The organism is Halomonas sp. 7T (assembly GCF_025643255.1).
GTDB lineage: Bacteria > Pseudomonadota > Gammaproteobacteria > Pseudomonadales > Halomonadaceae > Vreelandella.
Genome location: NZ_CP087112.1, coordinates 1,519,660 through 1,543,382, shown reverse-complemented (window position 1 = coordinate 1,543,382; position 23,723 = coordinate 1,519,660). Strand labels below are relative to the sequence as shown.

Below are 23,723 nucleotides of genomic sequence, written 5' to 3'. Positions count from 1 at the left end.
TTGAATGTCCAAATTGGATAAAGAAACGCTTGAGTCGCTGGATTCAATGCGTGAGTTGATGGATAACGCTGACTGCTTGATCTCTCAGGAAAAAGTAGAGCGTGCCTTAGATCGTATGGCTGAGGCGATTACCAAAGATTTGGGCGATAAGTTGCCGGTTTTTTACTGTGTTATGAATGGCGGGTTAATCACCACCGGGCATCTTTTAACCCGGCTAGGTTTTCCGCTAGAAGTGGATTACCTGCATGCCACGCGTTATCGCAACGAACTGCGTGGTGGCGAGCTATTCTGGCGGGTATCGCCGGAAATTCCCATGGCGGGCCGACATGTGGTGATTGTGGATGACATTCTCGATGAAGGCGCGACATTGGCAGCCATTCTTGCTTACTGCGAAGAAGCCCAGGCGGCCAGCGTAACGACGGCTGTGCTTGTCGATAAGCAGCACGATAGAAAGGCCGTGCCGGGCTTGAAAGCCGACTACTGTAGCCTTGAAGTGGCGGATCGTTATGTCTTTGGTTTTGGCATGGATTACAAAGGTTACTGGCGTAACGCCCCTGGGATTTTCGCTCCCAAGGGCATGTAAGCGTGATTAAAAGTTAGCGGGGCGAAAAGCGCCTCGCTAGACCTGTCTCTGCAATCATCCGCGTGGAAATTTCTTCAACGGAAAAGCGCGTTGTATCAATAAATGGAATGCTCATTGAGCGATACAGTGACTCCGCCTGCTCCACTTCCTGTAAACACTGGTCCATCGAGCTGTAGCGGCTGTTGGGCCGGCGTTCGTTTCGAATAGCCGCAAGCCTGCGCGCATCAATGGTTAACCCAAACAGTTTGTGGCGGTGGGGTGCTAGCACTTTAGGTAGCTTTAAGCTGCCATCCTCGTCAAGGTCATCTTCCGTTAGCGGGTAGTTAGCGGCGCGAATGCCAAATTGAAGGGCTAGATAAAGCGACGTTGGCGTTTTACCGCAGCGTGATACGCCGACCAAGATAATATCTGCTTTATCGTACTGATGAGTGCGGGCGCCATCGTCGTTATCGAGCGCAAAGTGCACCGAGTGGATACGGTCCATATAGACTGCATCGCTACCGATAGAGTGGGTTCTACCCACACTGTATGAGGAGTGGGTTTCTAGCTCCTGCTCTAACGGCTTCAGGAAGGTTGAAAAAATATCAACTTTGAAGCCGCTGGCTTTACGAATCACATCGCGAATCTGCTGATCGACAATCGTATCGATAATGATGGGACGCTGGCCGTTGCGTATGGCGGTGGACTCAATGATCTCTGCCAGGGCCTGGGCTTTTTCAACGGTATCAATGTAGGGCTTGGTTAACATTTCAATATCGATATCGCTGAACTGCGCAAGCAAGCTACGCCCAAGGCTTTCAGCGGTGATACCGGTACCGTCAGAAATAAAAAAAGCTGTCCGCTTCATGTTGAAATCCACCAAAGAATGAAAGTCGTTATTGAAGGTCATCATTGTGAGCTGGGCAGCGAAGCAGCACAACGGCTGGTGGGCAATTGCTGCTATTGACGATGTAAGCAGGCGCTCTTCATAGACGTGTTTAGCAGACGTTCTTAACTACAGAAAGTGCGTTTAAAGCGCCTTTGTTGTAAAAATCCTCCACCTCCTTCGCTGTTAGACCAATGGCGAATACCCCGCCGCAGTGCTAGGGTGGCACGGTCATTCAGTGTCGGCCGTTTGGTCGCCAAGAAGTCTAAATGCGAGGGGGTAGCGTGGAAGAGTACATTCTGTGGTTCGATCAGCTTGGCATGGCAGACGTCGAACGCGTGGGTGGTAAAAACGCCTCGCTTGGCGAAATGATCTCCAACTTGTCGGGTGTCGGCGTGACGGTGCCGGGTGGTTTTGCCACAACCGCGCATGCCTATCGCGAGTTTCTATCCCATGAAGGGCTGAATGACCGCATTAACGCTACCTTAGCGCGTTTAGACGTCGATGACGTTAAAGCGCTAGCCAAGGCGGGTAGCATGATCCGCCAGTGGATTATCGATACGCCTTTGCCCCCTGCGTTTGAAAAAGCACTGCGCGGTGCTTATGAAGAGCTACAAAATCAGCACCCGAATTTAAAAGTTGCGGTGCGCAGTTCGGCCACGGCCGAAGATTTACCTGATGCGTCCTTTGCGGGTCAGCAGGAGACCTTCCTGAACATTGAAGGTTTCAATAACATCAAACATGCGGTACATGAAGTCTTTGCGTCGCTGTTTAACGACCGTGCTATTTCTTACCGGGTACACCGGGGCTATGCCCACGAGAACGTTGCGTTGTCGGCGGGTGTGCAAAAAATGGTGCGCTCCGAAACGGGTGCGTCGGGCGTTCTCTTTACGCTGGATACCGAGTCTGGTTACCGTGACGCGGTCTTTGTTACCGCATCCTGGGGGCTGGGTGAAACGGTGGTCCAGGGGGCGGTCAATCCTGACGAATTCTATGTGCATAAACCGACTCTCGCGGCAGGGCGCCCCGCCGTGTTGCGTCGCACGTTAGGCTCAAAGCTTATTAAGATGGTTTATGGTCAGGATGCAAGTGCAGGAAAATCGGTCGAAACAGTAGATGTACCGTTAAAAGACCGCGGCCGCTTCTGTATCAGTGATGCGCAAGTGATGGATCTTGCGCGTCAGGCGATGACCATTGAGCAGCATTACCAGCGTCCTATGGATATCGAGTGGGCGCTTGATGGCGATGATGGCAAGCTCTATATCGTTCAGGCACGCCCTGAGACCGTGGTCTCTCAGCAGGAGGGAGGCAAGCTTGAACGGTTCCACCTGCGCGAGAAAGGACGCACGCTGATTACCGGCCGAGCCATTGGGCAGCGCATCGGCCGGGGTGCGGTGAAAATTGTGCTTACCCCCGATGAAATGGACAAAATCCAAGAGGGGGATGTCCTTGTTACCGACATGACGGACCCGGACTGGGAGCCGATCATGAAGCGTGCCTCGGCCATTGTGACCAACCGCGGTGGACGTACCTGTCATGCGGCGATTATTGCGCGGGAGTTGGGCATTCCCGCTGTCGTCGGTTGTGGTGATGCAACGACGCAGCTCAGAGAAGGCATTGATGTGACCGTGTCGTGTGCTGAAGGCGATACCGGCCACGTGTACGAAGGGTTGCTGGCATTTGACTGTAAAGTGTCGAGTGTCGATGCCATGCCAGAAATCCCTTTTAAAATCATGATGAATGTTGGTAACCCAGATCGCGCATTTGGTTTTGCCAGCCTGCCCCATGCGGGCGTGGGCCTGGCGCGGCTTGAATTTATTATTAACCGCATGATCGGCGTGCACCCTAAAGCACTGCTTGAATACGACACCTTGCCTGCTGATCTTCAGCAGGTGATCGACCTGCGCACCGCTGGCTATTCAGACCCTGTCAGTTTTTATGTTGATAAACTGGTGGAGGGTATTTCTACCCTAGCGGCTGCATTCCACCCTCAGCGAGTGATTGTTCGACTGTCGGATTTTAAATCGAACGAGTACGAAAATCTTATCGGCGGCAAGCTGTATGAGCCTGGTGAAGAGAACCCCATGCTAGGTTTCCGGGGCGCGTCCCGTTACATTTCAGAGGCTTTCCGCCCCTGCTTTGAACTTGAGTGTCGGGCGCTTAAGCGTGTGCGTGAAGAGATGGGTTTCGATAACGTCGAAATCATGGTGCCCTTTGTACGTACCCCGGATGAAGCGCGTGAAGTGGTTGAACTGCTTGCTGCTAATGGGTTGAAGCGGGGCGGGGCTGAAAATCCCGATGGCCTCAAAGTTATTATGATGTGTGAGTTGCCTGCTAACGCGCTGTTAGCGGATGAATTCCTTGAGTACTTCGACGGATTCTCTATCGGTTCGAACGACTTGACACAGTTAACCCTCGGCTTGGATCGTGATTCAGGCATCGTGGCGCACCTGTTTGATGAGCGGAACCCTGCAGTGAAAAAGCTTCTCGCTATGGCTATCCAGGCGTGTAAAGCCCAGGGGAAATACGTGGGTATCTGTGGGCAAGGGCCTTCTGACCACCCTGATTTAGCCAAATGGTTGATGGAGCAGGGTATCGACTCTGTCTCTTTAAACCCGGATGCGGTACTGGAAACGTGGTTTATGCTGGCGGGAGAAACCATTGCTTAGATGCCACCAACTGGCTATCTAAATGCTGCTGCGCCCGGCCATTGTGCCGGGCGCAGTCGTTTAATAGGCTACTATTCATTAGTGGTTTGGAGAGCAAGGCCTTGTCAGTGCTCTGGCTTAAAATGCTGCGCGGTAAGCAAAACAGTTAGCGGTATGCAAAACACAGGGTGCTGAATGGGGCTGCCAGACGTTTTAACAGGGAGTACGGTTATGTCGTTCATTAAGACAAATGTGGCGCTAATAGGTTTATTGCTGTTGCCGCTGTATAGCTATGGGTTTAGCTATGAAGCACCCTCCGTGACACCCGAGGTGGGTTCAGGATACGAAGACAAACCGGGTTGGGCGACATCGTCTTTTGCAGTGGCCGCGGCCAACCCATTGGCAACCGATGCTGGGTATCAAGTATTAAGAGCGGGTGGCAATGCCGTTGACGCAGCGGTAGCGGTACAGATGGTGCTTACTCTTGTGGAGCCTCAGTCCAGCGGCATCGGTGGCGGTGCTTTTCTGATGCACTACGATGGTATACGCGTTCAGGCTTACGACGGCAGAGAGACGGCCCCCGCAGCGGTTAGTGGAGAGTTATTCATCGAGCAGGGCGAACCACTGGCGTTTATGGATGCGGTAGCAAGCGGCCTTTCCGTCGGGGTGCCGGGCACGCTTAAAATGCTTGAAAAAGCCCATGCAACCCATGGCCAGCTTCCATGGGAAGTGCTGTTTGAGCCGGCCATTACTTTGGCCGAGGAGGGGTTTGCCGTTAGTCAGCGCCTGCATACCAGCTTGGCGAACGATGAAGCGTTGCGTCAAGATGCTCTGGCAAGTGCTTTTTATTATGATGCTAGCGGCGAGCCCATTGCGATAGGAGAGACCCTGACGAACCCCGCCTTGGCAGCTATTTTACAGCGTATTGCCAGTGAAGGGAGCGTAGCGCTGTACGAGGGCGAGATCGCTGAAAACTTAGTCCACCGTGTCCAAACGCACCCTGCACGCCCCGGTGATATGACGCTGGAAGATTTGAGTAGTTACCAAGCGCTTGAACGTGATCCTTTATGTACGCCTTGGCAGCAGTGGGAGGTATGCGGTTTCCCTCCACCTTCCTCTGGGCATATCACCGTCATGCAGATTTTAGGCATGCTGGATCAGCAGCCTCTATTAGAAGCTCCGCTAGATAATGCTGCCGCCAGCAGCGGCTGGCTGCACCAGTTTTTGGAATCGTCTCGCTTAGCGTTCGCAGACCGTGGCCGTTATATCGCTGACCCCGCATTTGTTGAAGCACCCGGAGGAGATTGGTCATTGATGTTGGCGCCAGAATATCTTGCCAGCCGTAGCGCTTTAATTGGGCCGGAAAGTATGGGCGACAGCGCTGAGCCGGGTAATCCTGGAGAGCAAGCGGTTAGCTTTGCAAGCCAGCCTGAGCAGCCTGAGTATGGCACTAGCCACATGAGTATTATCGATGCAGAGGGTAATGCCATTGCGATGACAACCTCTATTGAGCAGGCCTTTGGGTCGCGGATGCTGGCTGACGGAGGAACGGGGCTTCCCGGCGGTTATATGCTCAATAACGAGCTAACTGATTTTTCATTTGTGCCTGAAGTTGATGGAGAACGTGTGGCTAACCGCGTTGAGCCGGGTAAGCGCCCCCGCTCTAGCATGGCCCCTACGCTCGTTTTCGATCAAGAGAGCGGCGAGCTAGTCGCCAGTTTAGGCTCTCCCGGCGGAGCCGCTATTATCCATTACACGGCCCGTACGCTTGTAGCAATGCGTGACTGGGGACAAAACGCGCAAGCCGCACTGAATTTACCCCATGCGATTACCTTAGGTGGAGACGTGTTTGTTGAGCAGGGGCGCTTTCCTGCCGAGACAATAGAGGATTTACGCGAGCGGGGGCATACGGTGACTGAGCGAGAGCTAACTAGCGGCCTGCAGACGATTATGCGTTTAGACGACGGGACGTTATTTGGTGGTGCAGATCCACGCCGAGAAGGGGTAGTGATGGGAGACTAATGAGGGGTTGGAGAACAAACGGCGGCCCTCAGGCCGCCGTTTGTATGAGCGCCAGCTCGATGAGACGTTACACCCCGCTATTCACGCAGCCAATTGCGTAGTTTCACGAGCATGAGTCCACCGTCGCTTAACGTGCGGCGCTCTTCCATTAGGTCGCGCAAACGATTTGGGTAGTCAGTAATGATGGCATCAACATCGAGGTCAATTAACGTCGACATGCGCGCTGTGTCATTAACTGTCCATGCGTGTATTTCGTAACCGTAAAGCGCGGCTAGGCTGATTTCTCGTCGATTTATACGATTATGCCTGAGCCCTAGCGCGTCGAAGCTTTGGCGATCAAGATTGCCGGGTAGTATTAACTGGGCGAGCAGCGTGACCCTTAGCTCAGGGGCCTGCTGTTTGATATAGCGAACAGTATCGGGTGACATAGTGGCTATACGCATATCCATCAAGGCGTTGGGTAACCCGCAGTTAGCGACCGCTATTAACGTGTTCTCTTGAGAGGCCCAGCAGTGGTAACGAAGGTCCGTTTCTGCGTCCAGCGTATCTAAAACAGCCCGGGCAAGTGCCCGCTCTTGGCCGGGGAGGGGTTTCATGTCGATCATCAGCCCAGCGCGTCCGCGTACCAGCGCCAGGGTTTCATCGAGGCCCGCAATTTTTTCATTTTGATAGGCGTCGCCAAACCAACTGCCTACGTCGAAAAGACTTAGCTCTTCTCTGGTTAAATCGCCAAACTCGCGAGGATCGCCGGTTAAGCGCGTTAATGTTCGATCATGGTAGAGCATGACATGATTATCGGCGCTCAGGCGCACATCAAGTTCAACATAGTCAGCACGGTCTATCAGGGCTTGTTCTACCGCCGCGAGTGTATTTTCCGGCGCCACCATGGAACTACCACGATGAGCAATGACCGTTACTTGGTCACGTATCTCGAAGCTATTGAGAATCCACCAGGCTTGAAGTGCTGCTATTACTATCACGCTGAGTTCGATTGCCCAGGCCCAGCGGCCTGGATGCGCCTGATCAGAGCGGGGCGCGGGACGCACCTCACGATAGGCAAGTTGCAAGTAGAGGCAGGCCGACAGCAAAGCGTTGGTCGCTATACCCAAAAAAGTAAGGGTAAGTGTTATTAGTATATAGCCTGTTAAATAGGCCAGCATCGCGGGAATAAGTACGGCACTTCGTTCAGGTAGCCACCAAAGAAGAGGCGTAAAGACAAGATCAAATAGCCAGGTAGCGATGAAAGGAAGGCCAATAATAATGGCCAAGAGAGTTAGTACCGCAATGCCTATAGAGCGGTGCCATCCTCGGGTTAATACAACGCTGTGCTTGAGTGCCTGATAGGGGGTATAACGTTCTAGCGCAACCAATGGCAGTGCCAGCAGCCAGCGTAAGTAGAGCCATGCCGCAAGCCCTACCCAGCCAATTAACAGAGGAAACGCACTGGCTATAAAGTACCAAAATGCTGGAGGGCGCGCCCTCTGCAGGTAGTAGGGGTCAAGCCCACTCAGCCAAAAATCATACAGCCAAGCAAGGCCAGCCATAAAAGGAGCCAATAGCAGCAGGTGCGTACCTACTTGTAAGACGACTAAGCCTGATAGGGCGTGCAAACGTCTTGTGCTGTGCCACAGTGCTTCAAATGCAAGCTGGTAGTGATTGTCTTTAGGCTTTACGGCCACCATTAGCATACCCGCTTGCTGCCAATAGATGAGCAAGAAGGTAAATCCAAGCCCCACTAGCATAGCCATTAAACCTAAAGGGCTAAACAGCAAACTAATCAGCGCATCATTAGTAATCACCACACGATTAAGCTGCGCCAGAACGGCCCGAGCTGCCCATGCAATCAAGGGCACCAAAAGCGCGGTGGCGAGTAGTGTAAAGAGTAGATGGTACGCAATCAGGGGGCGAAGATGATCACGAAGGGTTTTTAATAACGCGTAACCTAATTGATTTAACGGCTGCATGGTCACAAAAATGTCAAAGTGAAACACCAGGGTGGCACTATCTGCCACGCCTGGCAAGGTGCGCTATTCGGCAAGGTCGAGCGCCTTCTCCGCGATAATAATGCCGTTATTATCAGCATAGAGCCATTGGCCTGGCCGAAGAGTGGCGCCAGCAAAGGTCACGGCAATATCTCGCTGGCCTTCGCCGCGCTTTTCACTTTTTCTTGGATGACTACCCATTGCCTGCACTCCCAAGGGAAGCGTTGCTAAGATATCGACATCCCGCACACAGCCAAACATGACAACGCCTGCCCAACCATTTTTAGCGGCTTGCTCGGCCAGCATGTCACCTAGCATGGCACAACGATGTGAGCCTCCTGCATCAACGACTAGCACCGCGCCCTCGCCAGGTTCGGCGACGGCCTGCTTCACCATGGAGTTATCTTCAAAGCATTTCACCGTGCGAATAGGGCCGTAAAAGCTGTCGACGCCGCCAAAGTTGGCAAACATCGGTTCAAGCACGGTTACTTCCGGATAGGCATCGCATAAATCTGGGGTCACGATCGTTGTTGCGGGCATCACATGCTCCTTCTATTAGTAGTTAGCTGGTTAGTAATTTGCTTGTTATGGAGTAACGCCAGAGGCTAGCAATAAAAAACGCCCCGACCTGTGAACAGGGCGGGGCGTTCGGTCATCGACTCAGAAAAAGGTAGTCTTCACCTGTTCTGCGATGGTGCGAGCATCGGCGATAGATCGATTGCAACAAAGAATTTACGCTTCTTGTGCAATCGGAATCACGTTCGAGGCAATCTTCTGATACTCCTCGATTTCGTGGAAGTTCATGTAACGATATATCTCTCCCGCCATAGCGTCAAATTCGCCCATATAGCGCTGGTACTCTTCAACACTGGGTAAGCGGCCTTCTACAGCGGCTACCGCTGCCAGTTCCGCCGAGGCGAGGTAGACATTGGCACCATCGCCCAAACGGTTCGGGAAGTTACGTGTAGACGTAGACACCACGGTACTTTTCGCAGCCACGCGTGCCTGGTTACCCATACACAAAGAACAACCCGGCATTTCCATGCGGGCACCTGCACGGCCGTAAATGCCGTAGTAACCCTCTTCGGTCAGCTGGTGCTGGTCCATCTTGGTGGGCGGCGCCAGCCATAGACGGGTCTTCAGGCTGCCTGCGGGCTGCTTCTCAAGCAGTTTACCGGCAGCGCGGAAGTGGCCGATGTTAGTCATACATGAACCGATGAATACTTCATCGATTTTTTGGCCCGCTACGTCAGACAGTAAGCGTGCATCGTCTGGGTCGTTCGGGGCGCAAAGGACTGGCTCTTTAATTTCGCTGAGGTCGATTTCGATAACTTCGGCGTACTCAGCGTCTTTGTCGGCACGCATCAGGCTTGGGTTAGCAAGCCATGCTTCCATGCCTTCGATACGGCGGCTAATGGTACGCTCGTCGCCGTAACCATTCGCGATCATCCACTTCAATAGTGTGATGTTGGATTTTAGGTATTCGGTCACGCTCTCTTCAGAGAGGGTGATGGTACAGCCCGCAGCACTACGCTCGGCAGACGCATCAGAAAGCTCAAAGGCTTGCTCGACGGTTAGCTCTTCAAGACCTTCAATTTCTAGCACACGGCCAGAGAAAGCGTTTTTCTTACCGGATTTTTCAACGGTGAGAAGGCCTTGCTTAATAGCATAAAGCGGAATGGCGTGAACCAGGTCGCGAAGCGTAACGCCTGGCTGACGTTCACCTTTAAAGCGCACCAGTACAGACTCAGGCATATCCAGCGGCATAACCCCGGTCGCCGCAGCGAATGCTACCAAGCCTGAACCTGCAGGGAACGAGATGCCCAGCGGGAAACGGGTGTGAGAATCACCCCCGGTGCCTACGGTGTCGGGCAGCAGCATGCGGTTAAGCCAGCTGTGAATAATGCCATCACCGGGACGCAGCGAAACACCGCCACGGTTCATAATAAAGTCAGGCAGTGTGTGGTGCGTATCAACGTCAACTGGCTTGGGGTAAGCCGCGGTGTGACAAAAAGACTGCATAACCAAGTCGGCTTGGAAGCCCAGGCACGCTAAGTCTTTTAGCTCATCACGCGTCATTGGCCCGGTGGTGTCCTGAGAGCCAACCGTGGTCATTTTGGGTTCGCAGTACATGCCTGGACGGACGCCGTCCAAACCACAGGCCTTACCCACCATTTTTTGAGCAAGGGTGAAACCTTTACCCGTATCTTTTGGCTGGTCGGGTAGGCGGAATACGTCGGATGGCTCAAGGCCTAATGATTCACGCGCTTTGCCAGTGAGTCCGCGACCAATAATTAGCGGAATACGGCCACCTGCGCGAACTTCATCCAGAATTAACTGTGTCTTCAGCTCAAAAGTGGAAACGACTTCGTCAGTTCCGTGCTTGCACACTTTGCCTGCGTAGGGGTAAACGTCGATGACATCGCCCATTTCCAACTTGGAAACGTCCATTTCTACCGGCAGCGCACCAGAATCTTCCATCGTGTTGAAGAAGATAGGCGCAATTTTGCCGCCGAAGCAGAAGCCACCTGCACGCTTGTTCGGGACGTAAGGAATGTCGTCGCCGAAGAACCACAGTACGGAGTTAGTGGCTGACTTACGCGAAGAGCCGGTGCCGACGACATCGCCTACATAAGCAACCGGGAAACCTTTGGCTTTAACGTCTTCGATCTGCTTCAGCGGGCCAGTGGTGCCTTGGACTTCCGGCTCGATACCATCGCGCTCATTTTTGAGCATGGCGTTAGCATGCAGCGGAATGTCGGGGCGTGACCAAGCATCCGGGGCAGGGGAGAGGTCATCGGTGTTGGTTTCGCCCGGCACCTTGAACACCGTCAGCGTGATTTTTTCTTCCAGTGCAGGCTTGGAAAGGAACCACTCTGCGTCAGCCCAGGATTGAATCACGTCCTTAGCGACAGCGTTGCCGTTTTTAGCGCGCTCTTCCACATCGTGGAAGGCATCAAACATCAGCAGGGTGTGTTTTAGCTGCTCACCTGCTTCACGAGCTAACTCTTCATTGTCTAGCAGCTCAACCATAGAGACGATGTTGTAACCGCCTTGCATGGTGCCGAGCAATTTAACCGCATGGATTTTATCGATAAGTGGAGAGGTGGCTTCCCCTTTGGCAATTGCGGTTAAGAAACCTGCTTTAACATAAGCAGCTTCGTCAACGCCCGGCGGGACACGGTTAGTGATCAAATCAAGGATGATCTCTTCTTCACCCGCTGGCGGATTTTTCAGCAGCTCAATTAAGGAAGCGACTTGCTCAGCATTTAGGGGCTTGGGCGGGACGCCCTCAGCAGCGCGTTCCTCGACATGTTGGCGGTAAGCTTCAAGCACGTTGGGGCCCTCTCATCTTCTAGTGGTGACGAACGCATACTCACACGGTATTGAATATACGCCCGTACACATGACATACGCTTGACAAACAGCGTCTGGTGGATGGCTGAGATTCTACGGCAAACTGTCGACAATGTTAAGGAGACAAGCGGCTGGGCGCGTTGTACTTTATGTTGATGAGCTGATATTTAGTTTCTTGAGCGAGCCGATTTAAAATTTTAAGCCAATATATTGTAAGTTTTTTACCTAAGAAGAGTGAGTGATGCCGTGTGCGGGTGTGATTAGGGTGCTGTCGCGTTACCATACCTTTCGCTGATGGAGTGAAAAGCGTGCATGTTGTTCGCCCCATAGCGACTGATAGCCTCTTTATCTGTTGTTAATTGGCGTTAAAAGACACGCGGTTTTAAAGGGAGAAAACGCCATAAGGCGTTTATATGTTGTACAATAGTGTGATGAGCGATTGGTAATGGTGTTATGTCAATACAACTAAGTGTACTGCAACCGGCGGGTCATGGTCTTCAAGCGGATGATCTGCTGCCGGAAAGTCTTGAAGCTTTTCTGGCATGTCCAACGCCAGATGTATGGCTACAGTGGGCGTTAGCGAATCCCGAGACGCTGCTAATTGACCATGCACAGTGCGAAAAGAAAGCGGCTTCTACGGCAATGAGCTTGCTGTATCGTTACGTCGATCAGCCCGTTTTGCTAAGTAAAATGTCACAACTTGCCCGAGAAGAGCTACTGCATTTCGAGCAGGTGGTAGGATTGATGGAAAAACGGGGCGTGGCCTATCAGCACCTCACAGCGTCTCGCTATGCTGAAGGGTTGCGCAAACATTTACGCAGCAACGACCCTGAACGGCTAATCGACGTACTTATCATTGGTGCATTAATTGAAGCGCGTAGTTGTGAACGCTTTGCTCGCTTAATTCCATTTCTAGATGCAGAGCTGGCGCGCTTTTACCGCACGCTGGTGAAATCGGAAGGGCGTCATTTTGAAGATTATTTATTGCTTGCACGGCAGCAAACTGATGATTCGTTAGATGATCGAATCGCCTTTTTCGTGGCGCGTGAAGCGGAGCTGATAACTTCGCCAGATACGGCTTTTCGTTTTCATAGTGGCGTGCCAGCTTAAGCCACCGCTAGCCCCAGGCAGGATGTGTATCATGCGCGATGCTCAACCGACAGACCAGCTGACTCTTTTTGGCCATTTTTCGCTAACCCAAGGCGAAGATGTGCTGACACATTTCAGCTACGACAAAGTTAAAGCCCTTTTGGTTTATTTGTTGTTGCACCGCCAGCCGGTTAATCGCGCTGCGCTTGCTGAATTGCTTTGGCCCGACCAAGGCCTCTCATCGGGCAGAACCAATTTGCGCCACGCGCTGCACTGTCTTCGCCAGTCCATGGGCGATAATGCTGAGCACGTGCTGAACGTATCTCGCCAAACGATCGCTTTCCAGCTGCCTAATCATTGGCAGGTGGATTTACACGAATTACAGCAATTGCTGGAGGGTCCGCGTGATTTAGCCACGCTTGAGGCGGTCATGGCATGTTATCAAGGCGACCTTATTGAAGAGCTGCAGCTTGCTAACTGTAGTGAGTTCCAACGCTGGCTGGTTCAGGTAAGAAATGAGTGGCGTCAACGCGTAATTCGCTTTGCTGAACAGGTATTAGAAGCCCATGCCGATGTGCCTGATCCCATGCTAGAGGGATTGGTCAGTCGCTTTTCAGGCTATGGGCCTTTCCACGAGCGTTTAGTTCGCCAGCTTGCGGAAAAGAACCAAATGGCAGCGGCGCATGAGCAATTTAATAGCTATTTACAACTATTGGCACTTTCTGGCCAGCAGCCTGAACCGAGCTTTTTACAGTTAGCCACTTACTGGTCAGACGGTCACCACGATCCGCGGGCGATGAGTCCTCAGGGGGCATTTTCCCGCGCGTTAGCGGCTGACAGCAAGCCGCTTAGGGAAGATGAAATTGAGCTGCGTCAGCTCTCTGTTATGGCGATTCGTTTGAGGCTTCAAGGCGATTGGCAGGAGCGTGCCGCAACGCGCAACTGCTTGGCTCTTCAATTAGAGCTACTGCGCTGGTTAGAGCAGCAGTGTCACCACCTGGGAGGTTTCTGGCTTCCCGGGGCAACAGGAGGATTGGGTCTCGCCTGCTTTGGCACCCATGGGCCAGCGCACCAATTGGCAGAACTGGTGGCTTTATATGAGCACTGCCGCCAAGCGTTGCCTCAGGAGTCGGCACGACACTGGACCGGGGACGGCGAGCCGCCTAAGTTTGAACTGGCAGCGGGACTGCATAGTGGTCGCGTCGTTTATCTGCCTGAGCGCCAACTTGCGGATCCGCTTGGCCAGGTAACCCAGGTTTCCTTGGAGCTGATGAGCGCAGCAGAAGGTAGCGAGCTGGTCATTTCTCAAGAGTCGAGTCAGCACATGCCGCCTGCGCTTGATCTTCAGCCTAGGCTTGTGTCGCGCTTGGTCGCCAGCGATGGCCGTGTTCGCCTACGCGCCCTGGTGTTAGGCCAAAATGAGGGTGGCCGTGATGCACTACCGCCAAGTCTAGTGGGCCGTGAAACATCGCTACGTACGTTGCGGGATGCTCTCGCTCGAGCCGGTATTGGGCTGCGCCAGAGTGTGCTGGTACGTGGTGCTTCTGGCATGGGGAAATCCGCTTTGATGGTGGGGTTTCGCCAGCTAGAGCTTAGCCGTGATGCGGCTATTTGCTGGCAACCTACCACGCGCCTTTCGGTGCTAGAGCCTTATGGTGTTGCGCGGACCTTAGTGGCGTGGTTCTTAGAAGCAGCGCCTACCTGCGACTCTATTCGTCAGCTACAGGCTCAGTTGGAAATAGAACCTTTGGACGAGCAACGCCAGCAACTGCTTGAAGAGGCGCTTGGCGTCCGAGATGTCCAGGAGATTACTCAGCTTACCCAAAATGGTGAAGCCGTTGAGCTGGTAGTTCGTCTGCTTCACCGCTTAGTCGATCAGCAGTCTGGGGTTAAAACGCTGGTGCTGATGATTGATGACCTGCAGTGGCTAGATGAACCCTCCTTTAAAGTATTGGCAGGGCTTCAGGCGCGGTTGCCTATCAACACGGCCTTTATGCTGGTGGCGAGTCACCACGGCCGTGAGCCCCTCCCTGTGAAGCTACATTGGGACCAGCAAATTTCGCTCAGTAAACTGGATGCACTGCAGTCATCTCGCTTGCTGTCTCAACTTTCAAGACGCTATAGAATTCACTTAAGCCCGCGGTTGCGCAATCAAATTATTGAGCGTTGCGACGGCGTGCCGCTGTATATGCAAGAAATTTGCCGCCGTTTGGATATGGATCGCCGGGAAGGTCGCAGCGTGCAGTTCGACGAGCTTCCCAAGGGATTATTAGGCCTTTTGGCCAGCCGTATCGATCAACTTGAAAGCGACCGCGAAATAGCCCATGTGGCGGCAGTGCTAGGTAAGCGGTTTAGGTTGGACTTTTTGCTCGAGTGTAGCGGTTGGGACAAGGCGCGCCTTACCCAGGCCGTTGAGCATATGCGACGGCTGGAAATTATTGAATCTGTTGAAAAAGAGAGCGGTGAACACGAGTTCCAGTTTAATCATCAGCTTCTTCAGGAGGCCGCCTACCTTTCATGCCCTAGAGATGTTCGGGTTAAGTTACACCAGCAAGTGGTAACGCTGATTGAAGAGCGTTTCCCTGTATGGATTAGTCGGCATCCTGGCGACTTCGCTACGCATTTGCGCCGCAGCGGTCATTATGCCCGTGGCGCTCGTTATTTTGAACTCGCCGCTCGTGAGGCGTTAAAAGTGAGCGCCAATCGAACGGCGCTGCGTATGGCCGATTTTGGGTTAGCGAGCCTGCGCCATGTAGAACACCCAGTAGAGCGGGAAGTGAGTCTGCTGACGGTGCGTGGACAGGCTGCTTTCGCGCTTGAGGGACATGGCTCGCCAACTGCACATGAGAGCTTTGTGCGTGCCCGAGAGCTGTTGCGTCATCCGTGTGGCGAAGCCTCTGAAGAGCCAGAAGATCTCGAACAAATTTTCCTCGTCAAATGGGGATTATGGGTGGGGCGTAGCCAGCGCTATGCCCATGCGGATGCGTTTGCTTTGGCATCTACCCTGTCTGATATTGCCGAGCGCTTGGAAGACCCCCGCTATCAACGGTTGGCCGACTATGCCAGGGCGCAGTGCGAGTATTGGGCGGGACGAATTCAGCAGGCCCACGACCATCTCGATGAGATCGATCCACTTAACGCCCAGATGATGATTGAGTGGCTCCCGTTCTCAGATCACCCGCAGGTAACGGCTGCGTGTTTCCAGGGATGGGCGCTCTGTTTGCGGGGAGATTATCAGCGTGCTGAACGGCATGTCTCATCCGCTATTCGGCTAGCTGAAAAAATCGGGCATCCTGGCACGTTAGCCATGGCGTTAATGTTTGCCGCTGCACTTTATCGCCAGTTGGGTCATGTGCACCTTGCTGCACGTCATGCTGAGCGTGCGGCGGCGATGACAGAAACCCCGGATTTGCAGCTTTGGCAAATTTCTGCCCAGGGAGTGCTAGGCTGGCAACGTGCTTTGGCGGGTGATCAAGGTGGATTGGCGCAGATACGTGAGAGTTTAGATCAAATGGCTGAACTCAATGCCCGCGATCGTTATCAACGACCAGTATTGTGGTACTCAGATGCCTGTATTGAGCTTGGAGAGCTTACTGAGGCGGAGGATTATCTCGATCAGTGTTTAGTCATTGCGCGTGAGCGAACCACACTGTTTTTGCCTGAGCTTGCTACCCAGCTGGCTAAAGTGCGCGATTTACTCGGGCATCCAGCCAATGAGGTAAAGGCGCTCGCGGAAATGGCGGTTCATCAATCTCAAGAGCACGGTAATCGTCATCAGGAGTTAGCGGCGCTGGAGTTTTGGTTAACGCGTATAGCGCCTAGCGACCAGCAGGCTAGAGAAGCATTTAGGTGTTTGTTAGGTGAAATTAGCCACAGCGATGCGCCCGTTCTAGTGCGTTGGATGAGCCTGCTAGACCGTCGTTCCCATGCGACAAGTGTGGAGAGCTGATGCTGGCTTACGTAAAGAAGCGCGCTATCTAGGCGGTCGTTTTTTCAAGCCACGTGAGTGTGGCGATCGCCTGTTCGCGGTGCTCGCCACACACCTGGCTATCAAACTCGAACTGCCTGCACACCGCCGGGCGAGTGGGATGGACAAACAACTTACACAGGTTGTCCTCGCTTAATTGAGCACATCTCACCCCAGCGGGTTTGCCGTGAGGCATCCCCGGTATAGGGGATGTGATGGAGGGGGCGATGCAGCATGCCCCACAGCCGACACGGCACGCTGCCGGCTGCTTCGCAATGATCTTACTGCTCATGTTAATACGTCAGCCATCGCGCCTTTGTTAATCCCTTCAAATGCCTGTACGGAAGATGACTTTCCGCTCTGTACGGATATTTGGTCGGCTAACCATGAGGCAATAAAGCCATTTACTAATGGGTTCGAAAGTAAGCGAACATCATTTATAATGTAGGCTCCGTTCGCCAAGCTTATCGGATATTTACACACATGCGCCACGATGACGGTCGTAAACTTGATCACAAAACATTAGAAGCCATTCGCGTTCGCGCCGTTCAACGGGTCATGGATGGCGAGAGTCCAGAAGTCGTCATCAAAGCGCTGGGGATGAGCCGAGCACGAATCTATGAATGGCTGGCTGCCTACCGCGAGGGTGGCTTTGACGCGCTCAAGGCCAAGCAGATTTCCGGTCGTCCCAAGAAACTGAGCGGTGCTCAGATCCGGGAGCTGTATATCTGGATAACGACCTTTACGCCGGACCAGTTGAAGTTTGATTTTGCCCTGTGGACTCGGGGCCGAGTGCGTGAGCTCATCCGGCAAAAGTTCAACGTCCGGTTAAGCGATGTCTCGGTCGGTCGTCTGCTTCGAAACCTGGGGCTGACGCCTCAGAAACCCCTGCATCGGGCCTACCAGCAAAAGCCAGAGGCCGTGAAACAATGGAAAGAAGAGACCTACCCGGAAATTCGCAAGGAAGCAAAAAAAGTCGGCGCCACCATCTATTTCGGCGATGAAGCCAGCATTCGGTCTGATTATCACAGTGGCACCACCTGGGCACCCAGGGGTGAAACTCCGATCATCCGTAATACGGGCAGTCGCTTCAGCATCAATCTGATCTCGGCCATCTCGCCTCGCGGCGAGCTTCGCTTTAAGACCATTCAGGGCAACATGAACACCGATGCGTTTCTTGGTTTCCTCAAGGCTCTGGTGCAAGACGTTGACAAGCCGGTTTTCCTGATCCTCGATAACCACCCGGTTCATCATGCTCGTCGGGTTCGAGACTATGTTGAGAGTCTCGACGGCAAGCTCAGGTTGTTCTTCCTGCCGCCGTACTCGCCGGAGCTGAATCCTGACGAGTCTGTTTGGGGCTATATCAAATACCATCACGTCGGTAAAAAGATCATTAACAGCAAAGAACAACTTCGGAGCACTGTTTACCGGCAGCTTCGACGTTTGCAAAAATTGCCACGACTATTGAAATCGTTTTTTGGCCATCCGGATTTGGCTTATATCTCCGGGTAATGTTCGCTTACTTTATTTCGAATTAGTAAGTGCAAGGCTGTCCTTGCCCACCCTTAAGGCCACACCTTGAATTGCTGCCCGTTTCCAGATCCACCCCACCATAGTCAGCACCTGGAAGCGCGACCTATTGGAGAGCGCGTCCGACCTCCTCGAAGGCAAGAGTATAGTCGGTAAGCAATTCGATGAACTCAGCACGGACGAACTGTACCGTGAGATTCGCCGACTGACGGTGGAACGCAATTTTTGTTGCTTAAGCTCCTGGGTGGCTCGTTCCACTTTGGCTGAGCTCCATGTATTTCACAGAGCCCTTCGGAAAATCCTTGCGAACCAAAAGCACTTCATCAAACTGTCACGTCAGTGACACGACGGTGTCATCTCTCAGCTTTATCGTTCAATTGTAACTCGCAATACGGCGAGCTTATTTATTGCAAAAGGTGATCCTGTGGCCCCAACTCAATCAACCAATGTGATGCTTCGAGTCGAGAGTATGGGCGTAACCTACCCGGGAAACGTCCTCGCGCTCAAACCCACCAACGTTCACTTTCACAAGGGCGAATTCACCGTGCTACTGGGACTTTCAGGCGCGGGTAAATCCACTCTGCTTCGTTCACTGAATCACCTGGTTAAGCCCACAACCGGGAAGGTTGTGTCTGGCGAGTTTGGTGAACTGACCAACCGTAGAATCCTGCGACAGCACCGCAGCCGCACCGCCATGGTGTTCCAGCATCACCAGCTGATCGAACGATACACCGCGTTACAGAATGTGCTGACAGGCAGACTTGCGTATCACGGTACTTGGCGAAGCCTGCTTCCCCTGCCCCGGCAGGACCTGGAGTTGGCTCTGCAATGCCTCGACCGCGTAGGTCTGGCTGACAAAGCGCTTTCCCGAGTAGATCAGTTGTCCGGCGGCCAGCAGCAGCGGGTTGGAATCGCCAGAGCATTGGTGCAGCAACCATCCATGATTCTTGCCGATGAGCCCGTTGCCAGCCTGGATCCGGCCACTTCTGAAAAGGTACTCGGCCTACTGCGCGATATTTGTCAGGAAGATGGAATCACCGCGGTTATTTCCTTGCACCAATTGGAATACGCCCAGCGTTTTGCAGACCGGATCATCGGCCTTTCGAACGCTCATATCGTTTTTGACGATGCTCCTGAAAACCTGAAATCGAAACACCTGGACGAGATTTACCACCGTTCACCCAGCGTGGTAGCTGCGGAAGGCAAACCAGCCATCCATAAACCTAAGACCACCCCGATAACAACAGACGTACTGGAGATAGCACAATGAAGACAATGATTCACTCTTTGCTGGCTCTGATAATGATGCTCGGCATCCATTGGTCAGCCCATGCCGCAGATACAGACCCTGATCTTTTGAAAGTTGCCTTGCTGCCGGATGAGAACGCGTCAGAACTGATCAAGCGAAACCAACCTTTGAAGGATTACCTGGAAACCACTCTTGGTAAGGAAGTAGAACTGATTGTTACCACCGATTACTCCTCCATGATCGAAGCCATGCGTTTTGGCCGAATTGACCTGGCTTACTTTGGTCCGTTGTCCTATGTGATGGCCAAGAGTAAGAGTGACATTGAACCCTTTGCCGCCATGGTGGTAGACGGGAAGCCGACTTATCGCTCCATCATTATTGCCAATGCGGACTCTGGCGTTGGCTCCTTCGCGGATATCAAAGGCAAGAAAATGGCCTACGGTGACCGCGCATCCACTTCCAGCCACCTGATCCCCAAGACCGTACTCCTTGAGAAGGCAGAGCTCGAAGCCGGAAAGGACTATGAGGCTCATTTCGTCGGTAGCCATGACGCTGTTGCGGTTAACGTCGCCAATGGCAATGCCGACGCCGGAGGGTTGTCCGAAGTTATCTTCGAGCATGTGATGGACCTCGGTTTGATTGATCGGAGCAAGGTCAAAGTGCTGGGCTACAGCGGTGACTTTCCTCAATACCCCTGGGCCATGCGTTCGAACCTGGCCCCTGAGCTGAAGAGCAACATTCAGAAAGCCTTTCTGCAGATCGATGACCCGGAGATTCTCGACAACCTGAAGGCTGAGGGATTCGCGGCAATTACCGACGAAGATTACGATGTCATCCGCGCTATGGGTGGCCTGCTCAATCTTGATTTCGCAAAAATGTGAGGAGTGCCCCATGAACTATACAACGAAGGAACCGGCGACTCTGTCGCCGGCCCCGTCGGCCTCCGTGCTGGATGAGCACGCGAAAGGCTGGCGGAAAAAACTCGGACAGTCGCTGTTAGTGCTGCTCATCATTTTTGTCGCAAGTTGGCACGTAGGGCTGCTCAATTTCAATACACTTGCCAATGGCGTGCCAGCCATAGGCACACTCATTGGCGAATCTCTTCCACCTGACTTCACCAATGTGGCCAGCTGGGTGTCGCCGTTAATCGACACGCTTGCGATGAGCATTGCCGGTACTGCCATTGCAGTAACCTTGTCTGTGCCACTGGCATTCCTGGCTGCGCGCAACACCTCTCCACATCCGGTGGTGTTCCAAGTAACTCGAACCCTTTTAAACGGTTTGCGTTCAGTCCCGGAACTGATCATGGGCATCATCTTCGTGGCTGCTGTTGGTTTTGGGGCGTTGCCTGGCGTACTGGCGCTCGGTCTTCACTCCATTGGCATGGTTGGAAAGTTTTTTGCCGAAGCGATTGAGCATGTAGATGAGGCGCCAGTGGAAGCGGCCGATGCTGCCGGCGCTACTCGCTTGCAGGTGCTCTATCACGCCGTGCTGCCACAAGTACTTCCTCAATTCGCGGACGTGTCCATTTATCGCTGGGAATACAATTTCCGTGCCTCGACCGTAATGGGCATGGTGGGTGCCGGTGGTATTGGCTTCGAATTGATGGGCTCGCTGAGAATCATGCAGTATCAGGAAGTCAGCGCCATTCTCATTGTCATCTTGTTGATGGTCACCGTCGTGGACAGTCTCAGTGGCCGCCTTCGTAAGAAATTCAAATAAGGACCGTCTATGAAACCCAAGATTGTGATAACCCATAAGATCCATGACAGTGTTCTGGATGAACTTGCCCAAGATTGCGAGCTGGTCACCAACCAATCCGGCGCCACGTTGCCCCAGGAGGAAGTGGCTGCGCGCGTTGCAGACGCTGATGCGATGATGGCGTTCATGCCAGACCGAGTTGGAGTGGAGTTCCTACAGGGGTGTCCGCGCTTGAAGGTGATTGGTGCAGCCCTGAAAGGCTATGACAACTTTGATGTGGATGCCTGCACGCGTCATGGGGTTTGGCTGACATTTGTACCGGATTTGCTAACCGTGCCTACTGCAGAGCTAACGGTCGGGCTGACGATCAGTCTCACCCGACAAGTCAAGGCGGCGGACCACTTCGTTCGATCCGGTGAATTTACTGGCTGGACACCACGCTTCTATGGGCAGGGGATCGAAGGCTCACGGATTGGTATTGTGGGTATGGGGGCCATCGGCCAAGCGGTGGCGCAGCGCCTGAACGGATGGGGAGCGGATTTAATCTATTCCCAGCCGGAACGTTTACCCGTGCAGCATGAGCAGGCACTGGGTTTGTCCCATACTCCCCTCAAGATGCTGCTGGCCCAGTCAGATATTGTGATCCTGGCACTGGCGCTCAATGAGCAAACCCTCCACACCATTAATCGCGAAACGCTAACAGGAATGAAACCGGGCGCATTCCTTATCAATCCCTGCCGTGGATCTGTGGTGGATGAGGGTAGTGTTCTGCAAGCGCTTCAATCCGGTCAGTTGGGGGGGTACGCCGCTGATGTGTTTGAGATGGAAGATTGGGCGAGAGAAGATCGTCCGAGGGAGATCGCCCAGGGGCTCAGGGCCCACCCCAACACGCTGTTTACTGCTCACATCGGATCGGCAGTCAGCCAGGTGCGTCTGGCTATCGAGCAACGCGCTGCTCGGAACATTCTGCAAGTGCTTCGGGGTGAGCGGCCGGGTGATGCGATCAATGATCCCAGTGGCCGCGAGAGCGGCCCATGCTGAATCTTGTCTGGCTGAAGAGTTTCGTGGCGGTGCTGGACCACAACGGGTTTCAGGCCGCAGCCCGCCAGTTGGACATCGCACAACCCACACTGTCCCAGCACCTTCAAAAACTCGAAAACCAACTTGGCGTTTTATTGGTCCACAGGGGGCGCTCTGGCTGTGAGCCAACCCGGGCTGCCTTAACCTTGTTGCCTTTTGCCCGAAGTCTGCTCCGGCTGGAGGAGCAGGCGAGATCTTCCATTATGGAGGCTCGACTTCGCGTTGGGGCGAGCTCCAATATTGGGATTTATATGCTCCAGCCCTACATCCGTCGTTACAAGGAGCTGGGCGTAGGGCCCGAGGTGGATGTGGTAATAGATTCCAATCCGACTATTGCACGGCATTTATCGGACGGTGAGCTGGACGTGGCGATTATGGAGTGGTGGCATGATCTACCCGGATTCCATGCTCAGGCGTGGCGTAACGAGCCCGTTGTTCTAATCGTTCCGCCTGGTCACCCGTTAGCCCGTCGAACCGATATCGACCGCGATACGCTGTCTAACATGGCTCTGATCGGCGGCGAACCCGGCACCGGCACTGGCCGGCTTTTGGCGACCTACTTCGGTGAGCATGGGCCATTTCCGACGGTATCTATGCAGCTGGGTAGCACCGAAGCCGTCAAGCAAGCGGTTAAGGTCGGACTTGGCGCATCGTTGGTGCTTGAAAGTTCTGTACGGGAGGAGGTCCAAAATGGAAGTCTGGTGGCTATTCCCGTGAGTGAGCCTGGCCTTAGCAAGGAGCTGATGGTGATTTATCCGAGCAGCCTGGACAAACACAGGCCAGTATACTCGTTTGTTGGGCATCTCTGTGAATAGCTATTGGGTCCACCTCACGCATATCTAGCTGGGAATGCAGATACTGAGCCTCACGCTCACTTCGACAACGCAGTATTCCGTCATCTGCATATCGGCAGAATGGGATATCCGGATGACGAACGGTCAGCCAACGATCCAATGCATAATGCAGAAACAGGTTTGCCAGAACTGGCGATAACGGGCCACCTTGTGGTGTGCCAACGTTCCGTCGTTCCTGCTTACCATCTTTCGTCTGCATCGGTGCCGTTAGCCAGCGCCTCACATACAGCAGCACCCAGGATTCAGAGCAATGGTGGTCAAGGGCCTTGAGCAATAGCTCATGATCAATATGATCAAACAAGCCACGGATGTCATACTCCAGCACCCAGTCCCTTTCCCAGCACCGCTTTCGCGTGATCGCAAGCGCATCATGCGGGGATTTCCCGCGCCGATACCCGTACGAGTCCACATGAAAGACAGGTTCCAGGATAGGTTCCAGCGTCATAGTAACCACAGTTTGCGCTATACGATCGCTAACCGTGGGTACCCCGAGCAATCTTTCTCCTCCACTTTTCTTCGGAATTGGAACTGCTTTGACGGACAGTGGGAAATAGCTGCCGGACGACATCCGATTCCAAATTAGATAGAGGTTCTTACTTAAGTCTCGATCAAAGTCCTGAATCGTCTGGCCATCTACACCGGCCGCACCTCGATTTGATTTAACGCGCTGATACGCCTTCCATACCTGGCGCTTGGAATTTTTTTCTCTAATTGCGGAAATACCGAAATTAGATAAAACACAGCACGCCCCTCAGTTAGTAATATGGCTGCATTGTTAATATTCGAGGTTGTGCCC

General features: G+C 53.3%; 17 protein-coding genes. 11 read left to right on the top strand and 6 right to left on the bottom strand.

Features of this window, described 5'->3' with window-relative positions; all coding sequences use genetic code 11:
* Positions 1-4 precede the first annotated feature (4 nt).
* Positions 5-583, top strand: coding sequence for a hypoxanthine-guanine phosphoribosyltransferase (locus LOS15_RS07080; RefSeq protein WP_263069130.1), 579 nt, complete (start codon positions 5-7; stop codon positions 581-583).
* 13 nt (positions 584-596) lie between these two features.
* Here the strand turns inward: LOS15_RS07080 and LOS15_RS07075 are convergent, their stop codons facing one another.
* Positions 597-1,430, bottom strand: a complete 834-nt coding sequence (locus LOS15_RS07075) for a pyruvate, water dikinase regulatory protein (protein ID WP_263069129.1) — start codon at positions 1,428-1,430, stop codon at positions 597-599.
* Positions 1,431-1,732: 302 nt separating this feature from the next.
* On the opposite strand from LOS15_RS07075, the gene ppsA reads away from it, so the two are divergent.
* Positions 1,733-4,117, top strand: a complete 2,385-nt coding sequence (gene ppsA / locus LOS15_RS07070) for a phosphoenolpyruvate synthase (RefSeq protein WP_263069654.1) — start codon at positions 1,733-1,735, stop codon at positions 4,115-4,117.
* Positions 4,118-4,327: 210 nt separating this feature from the next.
* Positions 4,328-6,118 (top strand): gamma-glutamyltransferase, encoded by a 1,791-nt coding sequence (gene ggt, locus LOS15_RS07065; protein ID WP_263069127.1) that lies wholly within the window; start codon positions 4,328-4,330, stop codon positions 6,116-6,118.
* A 77-nt stretch (positions 6,119-6,195) separates the two neighbouring features.
* Here ggt and LOS15_RS07060 read toward each other — a convergent pair whose 3' ends face one another.
* The 3 genes from LOS15_RS07060 to acnB all read right to left on the bottom strand — a co-directional run bounded on the left by LOS15_RS07060 (position 6,196) and on the right by acnB (position 11,436).
* Positions 6,196-8,139: a glycerophosphodiester phosphodiesterase family protein gene (locus tag LOS15_RS07060; protein ID WP_263069126.1), complete on the bottom strand. Its 1,944-nt coding sequence runs from the start codon at positions 8,137-8,139 to the stop codon at positions 6,196-6,198.
* Positions 8,140-8,145: 6 nt separating this feature from the next.
* Positions 8,146-8,640, bottom strand: a complete 495-nt coding sequence (gene rraA, locus LOS15_RS07055) for a ribonuclease E activity regulator RraA (protein ID WP_263069124.1) — start codon at positions 8,638-8,640, stop codon at positions 8,146-8,148.
* A 192-nt stretch (positions 8,641-8,832) separates the two neighbouring features.
* On the bottom strand, positions 8,833-11,436 hold the full coding sequence (gene acnB / locus LOS15_RS07050) for a bifunctional aconitate hydratase 2/2-methylisocitrate dehydratase (RefSeq protein ID WP_263069123.1): 2,604 nt from the start codon (positions 11,434-11,436) through the stop codon (positions 8,833-8,835).
* A 474-nt stretch (positions 11,437-11,910) separates the two neighbouring features.
* Here acnB and LOS15_RS07045 point away from each other — a divergent pair, with 474 nt between their 5' ends.
* Together LOS15_RS07045 and LOS15_RS07040 are read left to right on the top strand one after the other, a co-directional pair.
* Positions 11,911-12,567, top strand: a complete 657-nt coding sequence (locus LOS15_RS07045; RefSeq protein ID WP_263069121.1) for a tRNA-(ms[2]io[6]A)-hydroxylase — start codon at positions 11,911-11,913, stop codon at positions 12,565-12,567.
* A gap of 31 nt (positions 12,568-12,598) precedes the next feature.
* Complete coding sequence (locus tag LOS15_RS07040) at positions 12,599-16,495, top strand: AAA family ATPase (RefSeq protein ID WP_263069120.1); 3,897 nt, start codon at positions 12,599-12,601, stop codon at positions 16,493-16,495.
* Between the two features lie 28 nt (positions 16,496-16,523).
* On the opposite strand, the gene LOS15_RS07035 is transcribed toward LOS15_RS07040, so the two are convergent.
* Complete coding sequence (locus LOS15_RS07035; RefSeq protein WP_263069118.1) at positions 16,524-16,805, bottom strand: YkgJ family cysteine cluster protein; 282 nt, start codon at positions 16,803-16,805, stop codon at positions 16,524-16,526.
* Between the two features lie 191 nt (positions 16,806-16,996).
* On the opposite strand from LOS15_RS07035, the gene LOS15_RS07030 reads away from it, so the two are divergent.
* The 6 genes from LOS15_RS07030 to LOS15_RS07000 all read left to right on the top strand — a co-directional run bounded on the left by LOS15_RS07030 (position 16,997) and on the right by LOS15_RS07000 (position 22,888).
* Positions 16,997-18,025, top strand: coding sequence for an IS630 family transposase (locus LOS15_RS07030; RefSeq protein WP_054645368.1), 1,029 nt, complete (start codon positions 16,997-16,999; stop codon positions 18,023-18,025).
* A gap of 442 nt (positions 18,026-18,467) precedes the next feature.
* Positions 18,468-19,313: a phosphonate ABC transporter ATP-binding protein gene (gene phnC, locus LOS15_RS07025; RefSeq protein WP_011784779.1), complete on the top strand. Its 846-nt coding sequence runs from the start codon at positions 18,468-18,470 to the stop codon at positions 19,311-19,313.
* On the top strand, positions 19,310-20,173 hold the full coding sequence (gene phnD / locus LOS15_RS07020) for a phosphate/phosphite/phosphonate ABC transporter substrate-binding protein (RefSeq protein WP_058579628.1): 864 nt from the start codon (positions 19,310-19,312) through the stop codon (positions 20,171-20,173). The genes phnC and phnD overlap by 4 nt, the downstream gene beginning before the upstream one ends.
* Positions 20,174-20,183: 10 nt before the next feature.
* On the top strand, positions 20,184-21,014 hold the full coding sequence (phnE, locus tag LOS15_RS07015; protein WP_058579627.1) for a phosphonate ABC transporter, permease protein PhnE: 831 nt from the start codon (positions 20,184-20,186) through the stop codon (positions 21,012-21,014).
* Positions 21,015-21,023: 9 nt separating this feature from the next.
* Positions 21,024-22,034, top strand: a complete 1,011-nt coding sequence (locus tag LOS15_RS07010; protein ID WP_058579626.1) for a phosphonate dehydrogenase — start codon at positions 21,024-21,026, stop codon at positions 22,032-22,034.
* Entirely contained in the window at positions 22,028-22,888 is an 861-nt protein-coding gene (locus LOS15_RS07000; protein ID WP_011783503.1) for a LysR family transcriptional regulator, read from the top strand. Before LOS15_RS07010 ends, LOS15_RS07000 begins: the two co-directional genes overlap by 7 nt.
* Here LOS15_RS07000 and ltrA read toward each other — a convergent pair.
* Positions 22,803-23,639, bottom strand: coding sequence for a group II intron reverse transcriptase/maturase (ltrA, locus tag LOS15_RS06995; RefSeq protein WP_232059512.1), 837 nt, complete (start codon positions 23,637-23,639; stop codon positions 22,803-22,805). The two genes, LOS15_RS07000 and ltrA, sit on opposite strands and share 86 nt — an antisense overlap.
* Positions 23,640-23,723: the final 84 nt, after the last annotated feature.